We start from the raw sequence: 15,339 nt of genomic DNA, 5'->3' as shown, positions 1-15,339 counted from the left end.
GGTCCTCGTTGACTGGCTCCACGTGCCTCCAGATAAAATTTTTACTGGAGGTCCCGATGAAATTACTCAGCATCTTTGTTGCTCTTGGTTTTCTATCCTCAGCCCACGCAGCTTCAGCAGCTTGCACAGATAAATACGAAATCTTTGGTGGCACTCAAGTGCAGATGGTTGATGGCCAAAATGGCTGCTATCTGACGGTTCACCCCCGCGATGCCTACCAGACTCTGATCTATCGCGACTTCCTTTTTGATGATGACGGCCTCTTCATGATTTTCAATTCCTATGGTCCTGGTGACGAAAGCAAAACGACGGCGGCTCGTGAGTTCCGCTTCTTCCCACGTGGCAAAGGCAACCTTTCTTACAGCCACGATGCCGCAACACAAAGATTGAGTGTCACAACACCAAGCGGAAAAGTTTTTGTCTTCAATTCTCAAAAAGGAATTTTGGTCAGCGTTTCCGGTTCACAAATCACGCAAGACTACTCTGTGAATCCTAATAACCGTGGCGGCATTGAGTTCACAAAGAACGATGGCTTGATGTTAGACGGCGGTTTCAAAATTGGTTCTAGCCCAAGTCAAAATTCAAAAAATAAAATCATGTTCAAAGACGCAGATGCTCGCCAATGTCAGCTCGCAAATGGTGATGTCTATCGCTACACGGCGGATGATGATGTAATCTTTAGATATGACGATGCTCAATTGAAGAGCGTCTTGAATAACAAATGTCCTAATTTGCAATTCTAAGAAAGTATACGCTACTTGTTCTCTCGATTGAGAATATTGGATTCAAAGAAAAAGCCCTTCCCAGGAAGTGATTCGTCAAGATGGGCTTTACCAATATTCTCTTTCGTCGCAACCCCGATATCACTTTGAAAACGACTTTGATTTATCGTGTTCTCTATCGCCTCAATAGCAAGGTGAATACTTTGTCTCGCCAAGACGACGGGCTTTTCCGTGGAAGTCGCAAGAATCTTACCGTCTTTTAGTGCTTCGATAATTTCATCTGTTTCATACGTTGAAATAATATAAGGCACTTGTTGCTTATCGTGCTTATAGCCAAAATAGCGACTGGCTGCCAAGGCCGCCACACCATTAGCAACAATGTAATCAGCCTTCCTGTCAGAGAAATAGTCACGAATAAGACTCATCTGTTGATAAATGCCTGTGTCTTCAAACCCACCAAAAGAAATTTGCACGTCCTTGTGTTTACTTTTCGCCATAAATCCAGAGTAAGTGTCTTGGGACCAGCCAGCTCCTTTAGGTCCTGGAAACACGACAATACGAATAGGCTTTTTTAACTTGTTTGCCTGAGCATGTTTAATAATGAAATCAAAGATCTTATCCGACACCTTTAGGTAGTTCACCGTCGCCTTTGCAACGATCGCCGAAGAATTCACACCATTTACTAAATCAATCACTGGAATCCCTGCCTGACGAACTTCTTCCAGAGGAATGGAGAGTTGCTCACGCGAAATACCGCCTAGAATCATGGCATCGAATTTTTGATTTTTACATTGGAGAATTTGCTTTTTTTGCTGGCCTAAAAAGCTGTAGCCATCAGCTAAGAAGATCTCAACCTTCACGCCCATCTTTTCGGATTCATCCTTAAGACCATAAGCAATCCCCCACCAATAACGGTCCTTTGCATGAGGCAGGAGTGCGCAGATTTTCAAAGGCTTCGCACTCGCTGTCAGCGCGATGAACACAGACATAAGAGTTATAAAAAAGACCTTCATAGAGGGCATTATACTGCTTTTACGGGATCTCACGGGATAGAAAATAAATTATGTCTTCTGGCAAAAACCCAGTTGGCGCACACCTTCGTAGGCCGCAATCGCAACACTAGTAGCGAGATTCAAGCTACGGGCGCCTTCACCGATCATCGGAATGGTGAGGGTCTGATTTGGAAACTTCGCCAAGAAATCCGGAGCAAGACCCTTGGTCTCTTTTCCGAAAACAAACCAATCTCCAGGCTGATACTGCGGTTCAAAATAGGTGCGCTGAGTTTTCGTGGTGAAAAGCCACATGCGCGTTGGATCCGTCACAAGCTTCAACCAATCTTCGAAGGTCTCGTGGCGATACCAGGTCAGATGCGGCCAATAATCGAGGCCCGCACGCTTCAAATTTTTATCGTTGATCTCAAAGCCCATTTTGCCAACAACATGAAGCTCACAGTTCGTAGCTACGCACGTACGCCCGATGTTCCCCGTGTTTTGTGGGATCTCGGGCTCGATGAGCACAATTTTGAATGTCGGCTTAGGCAAGGTGTCTGTAGACTTCATGACCGAGCTTAGATAGCGCAAGTCTTCGGCCCTTGTCTACGATCAGCTCTAAGTTCATGAGTTCTCTGTAAAGTTGTAAGTCGATAGGTACGATCTCACGCCCAGAAGAGTTCCCTAGCTTAGAAATGTAGCATTTCTGCTTATCAGTCAGCTTTTGGGTCATTGCCGGCTGGTCCTCGAGGGACTTTTGCCAATCTCCGCCATGAATTGGCGTTGCATTTGCCGGCAACTTCATTGGATTCAAGAAGTAAGCCCACGCTTTTTCAACGTTTTCGCCCTCGATGGACACAAGAGTTTCTTGGCGATGATAGAGGCTTTTAGACGGATCTTGCTGATTATAGCCAAAAAACTCATCTAAAAGAGCAATCAAAAGATCTGAAGAGCGTAATTCAACGAGATGACCGGGAACCAAATCTGCTCCAGAATTAATCAGAGCAGGAAAACCGACTTTAAGTCTGTAGGCTGTGGCGCGGATCTGAGCTGGAACAGAAGATTCAATAAAACTTTGAATCTTAGAAAAGTGAACCATCCCCTCGCACAATGAACCATAGACAAAAAAACGCGTTGTAGTCATGAATCCCCCCCGAAATTGCGACAACAATAAGCTTTTTGCAGTGCTCGAGTGTGTACCAGAAACCACATAGGCCCGCAAGCGATTGAATTCAGAATTGAAGCAATTTTAGAAAATTTCTCGGGTATTTACTCGAATTATTTTGTCTTGCGTTAACGATGGTGGCTTTTGACTAAAAAGCCAAATTTGCTATCGTTCTAATAACTTGAGATCTCATGAAAAAAATTGAAGCTATTATTAAGCCTTTTAAACTTGACGACGTAGTTGATGCTCTCGCGGAAGTCGGAGTCGAAGGTATTAGTGTCACTGAGATCCGCGGTTTTGGACGACAAAAGGGACGCACTGAAGTCTATAAAGGTGCCGAATACGTCGTCGACTTTCTACCAAAATTAAAAATTGAAGTGGTCGTGCCAGGTGCACTTTGCGACGCTGCTGTTGAGGCCATCGCGAAGACTGCGCGTACAGGGAAAATTGGAGACGGAAAAATCTTTGTATTGCCTGTCGAGAGTGTGCTGCGGATACGAACCGGTGAAAAAAACGAAGAAGCGTTGTAATCATAAAGGAGACATATGAACGCACAACAAGCTCTGCAATTCGGTAAAGATAAAGGCGCCCGCATGGTCGACCTCAAGTTCTGTGACTTAGTCGGAACTTGGCAACACATCACCATCCCATTTGCTGAACTCAGCATGGAAATCTTTGAACATGGATTGGGTTTTGATGGCAGCTCTATCCGCGGCTGGCGCGGAATCGAAGAATCTGACATGATCATCTTGCCAGATCCTTCGACTGCGAAAATGGATCCTTTCATGCAAGTACCGACCCTGCATTTCATTTGCGACGTTTGCATGCCTGAAACGCTTCAACCTTACGACCGCGATCCGCGCCAAGTGGTGAAACGCGCGGTTGCGTTCATGCAATCCACTGGTATTGCAGATACAGCTTACTTCGGTCCTGAGGCCGAGTTCTTCATCTTCGATGACGTTCGCTATGAACAAACCAACAATTCTGGTTTCTACATGATTGATAGCGAAGAGGCGGCTTGGAACACAGGACGCGACGAAGGCGGCAGCAATCTCGGTTACAAAATCCGCCAAAAAGAAGGTTACTTCCCAGCTCTTCCTACCGACACTCAACAAGATATCCGCACTGAAATGTGCTTGGAGCTTGAGCGCGCCGGTATGATCGTTGAACGTCATCACCACGAAGTGGCTTCTGCGGGACAAGCAGAGATCAACTTCCGTTATGATTCAGCGCTTGAAATGGGCGATAAAATGATGTGGTTTAAATACATCGTGAAAAACGTAGCTCGCCGTCATGGGAAAACTGCGACATTCATGCCAAAGCCCTTGTTCAATGACAACGGCTCTGGAATGCACATCCATATGTCTCTGTGGAAAGATGGCAAAAATCTTTTCGCGGGCAATAAGTATGCAGGTCTTTCCGAATTGGCTCTTTACTACATCGGTGGTGTTTTGAAGCATGCTCCTGCACTTTGCGGTATTATCAATCCAACAACAAACTCATATAAACGTTTGGTTCCTGGGTTCGAGGCTCCGACCAAATTGGCATACAGCTTCAAAAACCGTTCTGCGGCAATGCGTATTCCAAACTCTGGTCCAAATCCAAAAGCAAAACGTATTGAATTCCGTACTCCAGATCCTTCTGCGAACATTTACTTAGCGCAAGCAGCTGTGTTGATGGCGGGTCTTGACGGTATCATCAATAAAATTCACCCGGGTGATCCTTTGGATAAGGATATCTACGGACTTTCTCCTCAAGAGGCTGCAGGAATTCCTGCGGTGCCTGGAACTCTCGAAGAAAGTTTGATGAATTTGAAAAATAATGGCGGATTCTTGAAAAAAGGCGATGTTTTCAGTGACGATTTGCTGGAAACATGGATCAATTACAAGATTGATCGTGAGGTTCGTCCTGTTCAGCAGCGCCCGGTGCCTTACGAATTCCATTTGTACTACGATATCTAGGAGAGAGTTATGTCATCCAATGATGTAAGAAATTTTATGGGCTATATGTGGATCCAAGAAGAGGATGGCATCATCACTATTGGTATCAACGAAGAGGGCCTTGCAGATTTCGAAGAAATCACTTCCGTCGACCTTCCAGCTGAAAACGACAAAGTTGAAGCTGACGAAGTTTGCGGGACTGTTGAAACAGACGACGGTCCGCTGGACATCTATTCACCGGTTTCCGGCACAGTTCTCGAAGTGAACTCTGCTGTGATCGACGATCCAACTCTAATTCAAGAAGATCCTTTTGAAGAAGGCTGGCTCATCCGCGTGGAAGCATCCGAGGACCTCGATGACGAGGATGAAGATGAGGATGACGACGACGATGAGGACGAGGATGACGAAGAAGAGGATGAGGACTAGGTCTGAGAAACCTAGTTCTTTACCTTCTCTGTACTTTAATTTGGGGCTCCACTTGGTTAGTAATCACCTTCCAACTTGGAGCCGCCTCACCGGTTGCCTCAGTCTTTTACCGCTTTCTGATTTCAGCTGTTCTTCTACTCATCGCTTGCAAAGCGTTCCGACTCCCACTTGATTTTAAGTTAAAACACCACCGCTGGTTTCTAGCGCAAGGTATTTGCATGTTCTCTGTGAACTATATGCTGACCTATGTGGCTGAAGGACTGATCAGCTCGGGCATGGTGGCAGTCACTTTCACATTGCTACTTTATTATAATATTTTGGGAACCTGGCTTCTATTTCGAACCCCCGTTCGACGAAACGTAATTTTCGGAGCTGTCATCGGAGGCCTCGGCATCGGGCTCATTTTTCTGCAAGAGATTTTGAGTTTCAAATCCGGCTCCACTTCTCTCTGGGGTTTGGTTGTGGGCGCTGTAGCGACCGTATTTGCCTCTGCAGGAAATCTGATTTCTTACGTTCATCGCAAAGAAAACATTCCGGTGATGTCTTCAAATGCGTTTGGGATGCTCTATGGAAGTATTTTTACTTTTTTAGTGGGTCTCGTTTTGCAACAAAGTTTTCATGCCGACTGGACCCTGAAGTACACGGTCAGCTTGCTGTATCTTGCGGTCTTTGGCTCAGTCATCGCCTTCGGTGCCTATCTGTCGCTGGTAGGCCGTATAGGCGCTGAGAAAGCGTCTTACACAAGTATCCTGAGCCCCGTGATTGCGCTGACTCTATCGTCTTTCTTTGAGAACTTTCACTGGACTCCGGAAATCGCTACCGGGATCGTGCTCTGTCTTGCCGGTAACGTCATTACCCTGCAAAAGGCAAAAAAAAGGACTGCCGATTAGGGCAGCCCTCTTCCTTGTTATGATGATTCACGTAAGGTTATCGTGCAATTCCACTGCTACTACTGCTGCTGTTTGCGTTTGGGGCAGTGGTCGTATTGTTCGTACTAGTCCCATTCGCAGCTTTTTTAGTGTGATTATAGAATTTCTTTTGTAAATCTACTCTGACCTGTTCAAGAGTGGATTCCAAGATCACATCAAACATCTCGTCGACATTCACGTTGTACATCTCAGCAAGCTTCTTCAAGGTGTGCATTGGTGGGCTTGAAAGTCCTCTTTCCCAGTTAGAGATGAATTGTGCGGAACTATATCCGAGCTTATCCGCAACATCCTTCTGAGAGAGACCTACCTGTGTGCGTTTCTCTTTTAAAAAATCTGAGAGAGCTTTTACTTGTTTCATCTTTCACCATCCTTGCTTTACGTTCATCATCATCAACCAACAATCAACTACAAGTTTACGCCCGTTTACTTATCAATAAAATCCCGTCCGAGTGAATTTTACCGTAATTTTAAAACAATCCGAATAATTCTCGCGCCTGTTGCTAAAACCGATTTTTAATCATAAATTTGTTGGAATTTATGCCGAAAATCAGAGGCGCTGTTAAAGACTCTTTACAAAAATATGAACTAATTTATGAATGCTGACTCCGAATGCGTTCATTCTCGTCCCCTGTTAAATATGAACTGTTTCAATTTGATATCGAACAGTCATTTATGACTCACTACATTCTAGACCTTAACAATCATACTAGCAAAATATCATAAATCACTTCGATCTTTTTGTGCTGACACCAACTGTAGCCATTGTCCGCAGGAGATTCTTTCTATGAATCTCTCATCATGACTGACGATGATGAGAGTGCCGTCGTACTCTCTCAAAGCGGCCTCTAAAACCGCTAAGCTATCAAGATCCAGATTGTTGGTCGGTTCATCCAGGATCCATACCTCTGGCGTCTTTAAACTGAATGCTAGCTTCGCTAAGCACAACCTTAGCCTTTCACCGCCACTTAAAACACCGATGGACTTGAAAACGCTGTCGCCGGTAAAACCATAATCTGCAAGACGATTTCTCGCCTCAGTTTGATCATAGCGGCAGTCTTCAAGAAGACTCTCTATAATATTTTGTTTGTTATCTAGCAGATTATAGTTCTGATCGAGATAAACATATTTTCGTAGGATCTCGGAAACATGACCATACCGCTCGCATTTTTCAGATGCGAGTACCCCGGTCAAAATCTTCAGCAGAGTTGATTTTCCAGTGCCATTACCGCCACGAATATTGAGGCGATCACCCGCATACAAAGTCAGAGTGATGGGCTGTTGCCACAGCATCGATTCTTGACCGACATAACGACAGTTGAAATTTTCGAGACTGAAAATCACTTTGCCTTTCGGTTTTGTGCCTAAAGAAAAATCTAAGCGAATCTCTGAAGACTGCTTTTGCTTTTCTAAAAGCTGTTGAAACTCTGCGGCTCTTTGTTGGTCGCGCTCTTGTTCTGCGGAATGGATTTTTCCGGCGGTCACCTGGGCTTGGCGTTTGCGGCCACCCAGAATAATTTTCGGGATTCCCATATCCGGAGCTTTCTTCTCAGCAAGGCGTGTCCGCTTGGCCTGCCGATCGAGTTTCTCGATATGTTCACGCTCTTGTTTTTTCTTTTCTCTACGAGCGGTATCAATCCTTTCCGCAAGTAGAGCCCGCTCTCCTATTTTGGCTTCTTCATAAAAATCAAAGCCGCCTCCATAGACAGAAATTCCTTGATTGGTGAGCTCCCAAATCTCGTCAACATACTCAAGCAGTTCACGATCATGACTAATTATCAGCAAACCGCCAGTGTATGTTTGCACAAAATGATAAAGACCTTTACGGGATTCGCGATCTAAATCATTCGTTGGCTCATCGAGAATCAGCAAATCACCTGCGTGCGCCAAGGCTCGGAGCAGACGCACTCGCATCCACTGCCCTCCGCTGAGAACCGCCAAAGGCTTTGCAAGATCAAGATCTTTCAGCAAGGACTCGCGAAGAGTGGCTTCAGTGCCTTCCCAGATATCCACAAGGTATTCCCCCGCAGTCATCTCGGGCCGGTCCTCCCACTGAGGCAAATAGACTCCACGAGTGGCGCCAATTAGCTGACCACTCGACGGCTCCAAGACTCCGCCGAGAATTTTGACGAGCGTGCTTTTACCTACGCCGTTGATTCCAACAAGTCCGTACTTCTTGTTTTCGATCGTAAAATTTAAATTTTGAAAGAGCGCACGCCCCTCGGGCAGCGCATAGCCTAACGCTTTTGCTGTTAGCATAACTAAACCTCTTAAGGCCGAATCTCATAAGGTTCGAACCATCATATTCTGATGTAAGTAATTGAATAAAAGAGTGTCTGGAGAGACTTAGTTATTTCATAAGATGTCGGGTTCAGAGCCCGACATCCATAACTATATCAAAACATGGAAAGGACTTCCACTGGAAAACTGACGGGGCTTATTTGCTTTGTGATAATCCATACATAGCAGCTTGCTCCGCTTCTACTTTCGCGACCTCCTCTTCAGTCACGCACTGCTTGAGGCTCTTTGCCTGGTCCGGGTAAGCCTGACGGAACTTCTTCACATCTTCGGATTGATAGAAGTCTGTAATAACGTAACCCGTTCTCTCGGCGCAAGTTCCGCAGTCTTTCCATTTCGCTCCGTAGACCACACGACCATCTCGAGTCATGCCTGGAAAAGCATCGGCACTGACCCACTTAGTACGATCCCCTAGGAAGAATGTGCGTTTCAAATCACGGTCATAGAGGTGAATACCATACAAAGCTTGGCCGTTAATCACCGAGTTCGACATAAATACCAAAGGAGCTGACTTACCTGTTTGCGGAAAGCCAAAGATCGCTTTGGATGCCGGCACATTGAGGTCATCGGAAGGAATACATTCTTTATTGTCTGCGCCGAATTTATAAACTCTTATCGTCATACGGCGGTCTTTTGGATTCTGCGGAAGAGCTGAGAACTCAGATCCATTCGTCGAAATCATCGGCAATGAGAATGTCGACCCATCAGTCTTGCGAAGGTTGTCGCACATTGAAAACACTTTGCTGGAATCTACTTTGTCATAGGAACCGTCAGAGTTTTTCTTTACCGTAATAATCTCATTGGTCAACTGTCCAACACCTTGAGTGTCATTCATTCCATGGCCACCGTTAGAATTTGAATTTGGCCAAGACAAGGAACGAATCTCGATTTTGGCATCGGTCGCACCCGGCATTTCAGCTGCCGCTGTATAGAATCCTGAAATTCCGCCCTTGAACTGACGTTTTGCATTTTTCTGATCGCGAACAATATCGCCAACACGATAGTGAGATCCGTCTAAGTCCGAAAGAAAGCGCCAGGTCCCTTGAATCGGAAAAGCTTCGTTATTGAAATCCGTCTCGTAAGCTCTTGCGCCCTTTGTGCCATCCGCTTGCTTCTGGATTTCCATCAAAGTTACAGTGCTAAGGCCGCTGCCTGAGAAGGAACGCATGATAAAGCGACCATCAGGGCTAATTCGAGAATACATACCCACCGGAACTGTACCACTGGCATCGGGCTTTGCCGCCTGACCGATGAATGGGACATACTCGTTCGCCGGAACGCACTTCGCAAAACCATTCTGAGCTGTGAAAGCCACAACAAGGCTTGTAATTAAGTACTTCATTTGAGTTCTCCCATCATTTCATCCAGGGACGCATTCATACCATCGTTTGTCATTACGCCGATAATACGGCGAGAATGCATTTTACCGTTTGCCGTTACAAAAACTGTCGGGAAATGCAACGTACCGTTTCTCATATAAAGCTCCACCGAATTCATGCGCTTATAAAGAGCGATCGACGAAGGCTCACGCTGAGAGTTCGCAGTTTTAATTTGGAAATCAATGCCTGCCTTTTTCATAGCTGCACGTGCTTCTTTGATATCCACCATCGGATCCAGAACTGGAACGAATTCCATTTTTCTTTTCTCAGCCAGCGCACGCATACGAGTGAATTCAGTCACAGAGTACACCATGCGTGGTGACCACATATAAATCATCGCCGTCTTTTTATCTGCCATAAGCTTTGCGAGATCCGCATCGCCATAAATTTCAGACTTGTCGTTACCTGTGAGCTTAAAAAATTCTAGACCCGGCTTTTTCGTCGTCGCTAATTTACAAGTTTTGCTCCATGAAGATGTGGAATTCTTTGCTGACGAATAGAAAAACAACTTCGGTGTTTCTTTTTCGCTAATTTGTAACTCGTACCACTCACCGGTTTTTGCTGTCGGCGTGCGGAAGGCTTGAGTATCAAAGCTCGGGTCCACAGTGCGTTCCCAATCAGGGCTTACTCCAGAGAAAACTTTTTCGAGTTCTTTCTGTACTTCCGCTTTACATTTGAAATCTTGAGAAGAGTCTTTTGGTAAGATATCTGCGCCAAAGCTGCGCAGGGAAAGACCGAGCATGAAGCTCATGAAGAGAAGCTTTTGCATGATTATATTTCCTTTAATGGCTATATAATCATGCTATACCTCTGATTGTTTAATTGCAAAATTTTTGCTCAAGAGTTGTCGCTAAGTCTAAGCGTCCGTTCGTTCCGAAATACTTAGCGGCATGATTCAACACGTCTGTCTTGCCGCCAGACTCAATAGGATAAATTTCAAAGCCATCACGATATGTCGGCGTATATCCGACTCCGAATATTTTTGCTTTTCCTGGACCTTCTTTGCTTAGGCCCATGTAAATAATTGCTCCTGTTTGCTTTTCAAGTCCGGGCTGGCCAGCGAGGAAATTCCCCAATGAATATGCGATGAGTGTTTCACGGCCATCTTTTGTGCGGTACGTTTCCCAAGGCTGCAAGACATGTGGATGCGAACCGATCACCGCGGTCGCGCCTGCTTCTAGGTATTTTCGAGCATAAATCTTTTGGTTTTTATTCGGTGCGGGTTCGTACTCTTCTCCCCAATGCGGATAGACGATCACTGCATCAATGTCTGACCGCGATGAAAGATCTTTGATCGTTTTCATCAGTTGTTCGTTGTTGTAACAGCGAAGAACTTGGTTCGCTGGATCCGCCATTCCATTTGTCGCTTCTGTACAGCTAATGAATGCCACACGAATATGATTGATATCCATCACCCGATGAAAATCACCGTTGGTGTCTTTTGACATCCGCGTCCCTATGGTCGGCATCTTATAAACTTCAGCCGCTTGCAGCGTGCGATCAATACCAATACTTCTGCGATCGAGCGAATGATTATTCGCCACAGTCAGCAGATCAAATCCCGACTGATTCAGTTCCGCGAGTATCTGGGGATGATAATTAAAGACAAAATTCGTGCCCGAGTATACAACGCCGTCATAGACAAAGCCGATATCCCCATGATCTTTGCCCTTAGCATCGATACCCATAGCGGCGGGTCCCTCTAGATTTCCTACAGAAAAATCGGCCTTGGCAAAATAGGGAATCGTTCTCCTCCACGTGCTAGCAAAACGTTTTGAGTTTTTAACCACTGATTCGTAAATTGCCTTGTGGACCAGAATATCCCCTACAAAAGAAATCGTCGCACGATCATTGGCCCGTAGGCAGTTTGCATCAAATGATAGGTCTTGGGCCGCGAAAATGTTTTGAGACAAAAGCAAAGCTAGTGCAAAAACTAAATTGCGCATAAGGGCTCCTTCGATTGCGTAAGAAGACCTATCTAACATAGGACACTATGCTGAGCCTTGATTTCTGAGTGACCATATTATGAAATAACCTCCAATCTAATTTTCTGCGAGGTATCTCATGTTTAAAGCAAAAGCCTATGCTGCTCCTTCTGCTAAAGCCCCTCTTGCACCTTTTTCTTTTGAGCGCCGTGATCTCAGAGCGAATGACGTTCATATCGAAATTCAATACTGTGGTGTTTGCCACTCCGACGTTCACCAGGCACGGGATGAATGGGGGCGTGGAATATTCCCAATGGTTCCGGGACATGAGATCGTCGGCAAAGTTATTGCGGTCGGTAACAACGTTAAAAAATTCAAAGTCGGTGATTTTGCCGGTGTGGGTTGCATGGTCGACGCCTGCCTCGACTGCCGCTCTTGCCGCGAAGGCCTTGAGCAGTTCTGTGAACGCGGCTTCGTCGGCACTTACAATAGTAAAGAAAAAGACGGCACTCCTACCTACGGCGGCTACTCCTCTTCGATTGTTGTTCGTGAAGAGTTCTGTCTTTCAATTCCAAAAAATCTCGATCTCGGGGCCGTGGCTCCGCTTTTGTGCGCGGGGATCACAACATACTCTCCACTCCGTCACTGGAAAGTAAGCAAGGGACAAAAAGTCGGAGTTGTTGGTTTAGGTGGTCTTGGCCACATGGGTGTTAAACTCGCCAATGCGATGGGCGCACACGTTGTTGTATTCACCACTTCGCCTTCGAAGGTCGAAGATGCAAAACGCCTGGGTGCTCACGAAGTGGTGATCTCTAAGGATCTGGCACAAATGAAAGCTCACACCGGCACCTTTGATTTCATTCTTGATACGGTTTCAGCTCCGCATGACTACGATCTTTATCTGAGTTTGCTTCGCCGGGATGCCACAATGGTGTTGGTCGGTCTTCCAGACAAGCCGCCAGAATTGCACGCCGGCGCTTTAATCATGGGTCGCAGAAGCCTCGCAGGTTCTTTGATCGGCGGCATTCAAGAGACCCAAGAAATGCTGGATTTCTGTGGCGACCATAACATTGTCTCGGATATCGAGATGATTCCAATTCAGAAAATCAACGAGGCTTATGATCGTATGGTCAAGTCCGACGTCAAGTACCGCTTCGTGATTGATTTGAAATCTTTGAATAATTAAGTCGTTCAGGCGTTGTCCATGTGGCACAAACAAAAACATGGACAACATATTTGAGCGTATATTTGGAAAGAGGTCTTCTCCCCTGACTCAAAATGAAAATCCTTGCGAGTCCTTTATTTAATAAATCACCTTCAGATTAATATAAATAAAGATCTCGTGGGGAGGATTCCATGCGCTATGGCCTGCAAAAGGGTGTCGTCACAATCTTGATACTTGTGACTTTGCTGATTGGCTTTCAAAACTGCGGAAACGGCTTCGAAATGGTCGAAAAAACCGTCGGCTCCCCCGGTGCGATGGATCTAGGCAGCGCCGATCTAAAATCTCAAGCTCTCATCATTATGGAAAAAAACTGCGTTTCTTGCCATGCGGGCTCGAATGCCTCTGGGACAGGATTCTCTTTTGCTGATGACCTCAATAAAATTGCAGCTTCTCGCTATGTGGTCCCTGGGAATCCTAACAGTTCACTGATCTATCAACGTATCGCTTTAGGAAACATGCCTCCTTTGGCAATGCTCCCTTCCGACCAGCAACGGGTGATTGCAGATTGGATTATGTCTTTGCCAACATCAACCCCAAGCCCAACTCCGGTCATGACGCCAACACCAGCTCCTACGGCAACTCCGACCCCGAAACAAACGCCAACACCTACTCCGACAGCGACGCCTTCAATGGCCACATACTCGTATCTCTACAACAGCTTCCTATCAACGTGCGCTGGATGCCACGGCAATGCCGGTGGATATACACTGAAAACCTATAATGACTTCTTAAAAATTATCGTTAAAGGCAACGCGAATCAAAGCCTGCTTTATGGCGTGGTTTCTGACGGACGTATGCCACAAGGACGAGTCGTCAGTGATCAAGATAAAAAAGCTCTCTACGACTGGATTCAAGCCGGCGCTCTGAACAATTAGGTCGCATCACCGACATGTCGTTGATGCGCGCGACAGACGTACTAGTTCTTTACATGAATATAAATCTTATTGGAGTCTACCGTCGCGGAGACCCCATAAAGGACGCCATAAAGCTGGTGCCGGCCGTTTCTTAACTTTTTAGTATCCAACAAAAGCTGATACGGCGCGGTCGGGATCCTTCCAATTAAAACTCCCTCATCGACATAGACAAAAACAGCCGGCGTGAAGTCTGGTTCACCTTTAGCAGTCCGGGTCCCAATATTTAGACCGAAAAAACGACTTACCGCTCGATATCAACCGGTTCTCGGGCGACCAATAAAAAACAGCGGATAAATCAGCGCTTAGCCCGCCAAGCGGGCTGAGCCGTGAACCGATAGAACATTATAGATAGATACAGGCTTTTCAATTCCTTTTAAGTTCACCTGCCCCAGTGGCATTGTCACACAATCCATGTTTTTCACTCGAGACAGAAAGCGATGAGAAATCAAAACCTGTCCGTCTGTTGCAACGTCACTCAATCGCGACGCAAAATTGCTTACTGTTCCAATAACGGTGTATTGTGAGAATTGTTCAAACCCAATCCCGCCGATAGTCGCGTAACCTTCGCTAATGCCAATACCAAAATCGATATCGTAGTTTCTCTCATCCCAAATTTTTTTGTGCTGATTGAGAGCCTCTCGCGCCTCAAGCGCCATATGAATGGCCACTTCGCGATGATCTTTGACCGGCTCTGGATCATTAAAGAAAACCATAATTCCGTCACCAGCTAAGTGACTGAGAGTTCCCTTATATTTTACCGCCGCTGTACCAACAGCGGTATAATAGTCATGCAAAACTTCTAGCACTTCTTCCGGCTCAACTTTTTCCGAAAACGCAGTAAACCTTCTCAGATCCACAAATAAAACCGTCACCTCCGCACGATGAGGCCGCAGAATTCCCTGATGATCCGCAAAACCAAGACGACGAGCAATATTTGGCGAAACAAAGCGACCTAATTCGATATTTAAATCTTTGGAGGTCTCCAGTTCTTTCAATCGCAGCACTTCGCGCTCACGAATACTTAATAAAGAGCGGATCTTTGCAAGTAAGTGACGAACCTCAAAAGGTTTACCGATGAACTCATCAGCACCGGCTTCAACACCTTGAACGCGATCAACACTCGGATCTGAACCCGTAATTAAAATCACCGGAAGGCGAATCAAAGAAGCCGAGTCTCGCAAAGCCCGACAAAGATCAAAACCCGAAGCTCCCGGCATATTGATATCTGAAATCACAAGATCATAATTTGGAAAGGACTCAGGTGCATTTAGAAATGCGCTTGCCGACGGAAAGTTGATCACCCGAAAATTTTCAGAGATCAAAATATCAGCTAGCGCTTCACTTTGTAAGGTGTCGTCATCAACGATACAAATGAGGGGTTTGTTTTCGCTCATACTATTTTCCATCGGAATATTGATTCTAAATAATTA

Annotated in this window: 16 protein-coding genes; 7 read left to right on the top strand and 9 right to left on the bottom strand. The window is 45.7% G+C overall.

The features are described 5' to 3' along the window. Positions 1-56 precede the first annotated feature (56 nt). Positions 57-743, top strand: a complete 687-nt coding sequence (locus JSU04_03270) for a hypothetical protein (protein MBS1969295.1) — start codon at positions 57-59, stop codon at positions 741-743. 11 nt (positions 744-754) lie between these two features. On the opposite strand, the gene torT is transcribed toward JSU04_03270, so the two are convergent. Genes torT through JSU04_03255 form a run of 3 tightly spaced genes read right to left on the bottom strand, consistent with a single transcriptional unit; the run spans position 755 to position 2,855 of the window. After that, complete coding sequence (torT, locus tag JSU04_03265; protein ID MBS1969294.1) at positions 755-1,735, bottom strand: TMAO reductase system periplasmic protein TorT; 981 nt, start codon at positions 1,733-1,735, stop codon at positions 755-757. A 48-nt stretch (positions 1,736-1,783) separates the two neighbouring features. Next, positions 1,784-2,281 (bottom strand): tRNA (cytidine(34)-2'-O)-methyltransferase, encoded by a 498-nt coding sequence (locus JSU04_03260; GenBank protein ID MBS1969293.1) that lies wholly within the window; start codon positions 2,279-2,281, stop codon positions 1,784-1,786. Continuing rightward, positions 2,256-2,855: a gamma-glutamylcyclotransferase gene (locus JSU04_03255; protein ID MBS1969292.1), complete on the bottom strand. Its 600-nt coding sequence runs from the start codon at positions 2,853-2,855 to the stop codon at positions 2,256-2,258. The genes JSU04_03260 and JSU04_03255 overlap by 26 nt, the downstream gene beginning before the upstream one ends. Before the next feature lie 212 nt (positions 2,856-3,067). Here JSU04_03255 and JSU04_03250 point away from each other — a divergent pair, with 212 nt between their 5' ends. From JSU04_03250 to JSU04_03235, 4 genes are read left to right on the top strand one after another with little or no spacing between them, the layout of a single operon-like run. Further along, positions 3,068-3,406: a P-II family nitrogen regulator gene (locus JSU04_03250; protein MBS1969291.1), complete on the top strand. Its 339-nt coding sequence runs from the start codon at positions 3,068-3,070 to the stop codon at positions 3,404-3,406. 15 nt (positions 3,407-3,421) lie between these two features. Further along, complete coding sequence (gene glnA / locus JSU04_03245) at positions 3,422-4,837, top strand: type I glutamate--ammonia ligase (GenBank protein ID MBS1969290.1); 1,416 nt, start codon at positions 3,422-3,424, stop codon at positions 4,835-4,837. Between the two features lie 36 nt (positions 4,838-4,873). Beyond that, positions 4,874-5,242 (top strand): glycine cleavage system protein H, encoded by a 369-nt coding sequence (locus JSU04_03240; GenBank protein ID MBS1969289.1) that lies wholly within the window; start codon positions 4,874-4,876, stop codon positions 5,240-5,242. 2 nt (positions 5,243-5,244) lie between these two features. Further along, entirely contained in the window at positions 5,245-6,132 is an 888-nt protein-coding gene (locus JSU04_03235; protein MBS1969288.1) for an EamA family transporter, read from the top strand. A 37-nt stretch (positions 6,133-6,169) separates the two neighbouring features. On the opposite strand, the gene JSU04_03230 is transcribed toward JSU04_03235, so the two are convergent. From JSU04_03230 to JSU04_03210, 5 genes are all read right to left on the bottom strand, one after another. Further along, a complete protein-coding gene (locus JSU04_03230) occupies positions 6,170-6,529 on the bottom strand; it encodes a helix-turn-helix transcriptional regulator (protein ID MBS1969287.1) in 360 nt (119 codons plus the stop codon). Positions 6,530-6,888: 359 nt separating this feature from the next. Further along, the gene (locus JSU04_03225) at positions 6,889-8,427 is read right to left on the bottom strand and encodes an ABC-F family ATP-binding cassette domain-containing protein (protein MBS1969286.1); all 1,539 of its coding nucleotides are present in this window, start codon (positions 8,425-8,427) and stop codon (positions 6,889-6,891) included. A 178-nt stretch (positions 8,428-8,605) separates the two neighbouring features. Next, the gene (locus tag JSU04_03220) at positions 8,606-9,808 is read right to left on the bottom strand and encodes a hypothetical protein (GenBank protein ID MBS1969285.1); all 1,203 of its coding nucleotides are present in this window, start codon (positions 9,806-9,808) and stop codon (positions 8,606-8,608) included. Next, positions 9,805-10,614, bottom strand: coding sequence for a hypothetical protein (locus tag JSU04_03215; GenBank protein MBS1969284.1), 810 nt, complete (start codon positions 10,612-10,614; stop codon positions 9,805-9,807). Before JSU04_03215 ends, JSU04_03220 begins: the two co-directional genes overlap by 4 nt. Positions 10,615-10,663: 49 nt before the next feature. Further along, the gene (locus JSU04_03210; protein ID MBS1969283.1) at positions 10,664-11,791 is read right to left on the bottom strand and encodes a CapA family protein; all 1,128 of its coding nucleotides are present in this window, start codon (positions 11,789-11,791) and stop codon (positions 10,664-10,666) included. Positions 11,792-11,909: 118 nt separating this feature from the next. Between JSU04_03210 and JSU04_03205 the strand changes: the two genes are divergently transcribed. Together JSU04_03205 and JSU04_03200 are read left to right on the top strand one after the other, a co-directional pair. Beyond that, a complete protein-coding gene (locus tag JSU04_03205) occupies positions 11,910-12,956 on the top strand; it encodes an NAD(P)-dependent alcohol dehydrogenase (GenBank protein MBS1969282.1) in 1,047 nt (348 codons plus the stop codon). A gap of 170 nt (positions 12,957-13,126) precedes the next feature. Then, positions 13,127-13,870 carry a c-type cytochrome gene (locus JSU04_03200; protein MBS1969281.1) on the top strand — a complete coding sequence of 248 codons (744 nt, stop codon included), beginning with the start codon at positions 13,127-13,129 and terminating at the stop codon, positions 13,868-13,870. Between the two features lie 341 nt (positions 13,871-14,211). Here the strand turns inward: JSU04_03200 and JSU04_03195 are convergent, their stop codons facing one another. Further along, on the bottom strand, positions 14,212-15,303 hold the full coding sequence (locus JSU04_03195) for a response regulator (GenBank protein MBS1969280.1): 1,092 nt from the start codon (positions 15,301-15,303) through the stop codon (positions 14,212-14,214). Between the last annotated feature and the right edge of the window lie 36 nt (positions 15,304-15,339).

Source organism: Bdellovibrionales bacterium (assembly GCA_018266295.1).
In the GTDB taxonomy this organism is placed as follows: Bacteria; Bdellovibrionota; Bdellovibrionia; order Bdellovibrionales; family Bdellovibrionaceae; genus JACMRP01.
This window is presented reverse-complemented; position numbering and strand designations above follow the sequence as displayed.

Excerpts from the sequence above, each read along its gene's own strand:
- JSU04_03270 (MBS1969295.1), top strand. The coding sequence starts at position 57 with ATGAAATTACTCAGCATCTTTGTTGCTCTTGGTTTTCTATCCTCAGCC.
- torT (MBS1969294.1), bottom strand. The coding sequence starts at position 1,735 with ATGAAGGTCTTTTTTATAACTCTTATGTCTGTGTTCATCGCGCTGACA.
- JSU04_03260 (MBS1969293.1), bottom strand. The coding sequence starts at position 2,281 with ATGAAGTCTACAGACACCTTGCCTAAGCCGACATTCAAAATTGTGCTC.
- JSU04_03255 (MBS1969292.1), bottom strand. The coding sequence starts at position 2,855 with ATGACTACAACGCGTTTTTTTGTCTATGGTTCATTGTGCGAGGGGATG.
- JSU04_03250 (MBS1969291.1), top strand. The coding sequence starts at position 3,068 with ATGAAAAAAATTGAAGCTATTATTAAGCCTTTTAAACTTGACGACGTA.
- glnA (MBS1969290.1), top strand. The coding sequence starts at position 3,422 with ATGAACGCACAACAAGCTCTGCAATTCGGTAAAGATAAAGGCGCCCGC.
- JSU04_03240 (MBS1969289.1), top strand. The coding sequence starts at position 4,874 with ATGGGCTATATGTGGATCCAAGAAGAGGATGGCATCATCACTATTGGT.
- JSU04_03230 (MBS1969287.1), bottom strand. The coding sequence starts at position 6,529 with ATGAAACAAGTAAAAGCTCTCTCAGATTTTTTAAAAGAGAAACGCACA.
- JSU04_03225 (MBS1969286.1), bottom strand. The coding sequence starts at position 8,427 with ATGCTAACAGCAAAAGCGTTAGGCTATGCGCTGCCCGAGGGGCGTGCG.
- JSU04_03220 (MBS1969285.1), bottom strand. The coding sequence starts at position 9,808 with ATGAAGTACTTAATTACAAGCCTTGTTGTGGCTTTCACAGCTCAGAAT.
- JSU04_03215 (MBS1969284.1), bottom strand. The coding sequence starts at position 10,614 with ATGCAAAAGCTTCTCTTCATGAGCTTCATGCTCGGTCTTTCCCTGCGC.
- JSU04_03210 (MBS1969283.1), bottom strand. The coding sequence starts at position 11,791 with ATGCGCAATTTAGTTTTTGCACTAGCTTTGCTTTTGTCTCAAAACATT.
- JSU04_03205 (MBS1969282.1), top strand. The coding sequence starts at position 11,910 with ATGTTTAAAGCAAAAGCCTATGCTGCTCCTTCTGCTAAAGCCCCTCTT.
- JSU04_03200 (MBS1969281.1), top strand. The coding sequence starts at position 13,127 with ATGCGCTATGGCCTGCAAAAGGGTGTCGTCACAATCTTGATACTTGTG.
- JSU04_03195 (MBS1969280.1), bottom strand. The coding sequence starts at position 15,303 with ATGAGCGAAAACAAACCCCTCATTTGTATCGTTGATGACGACACCTTA.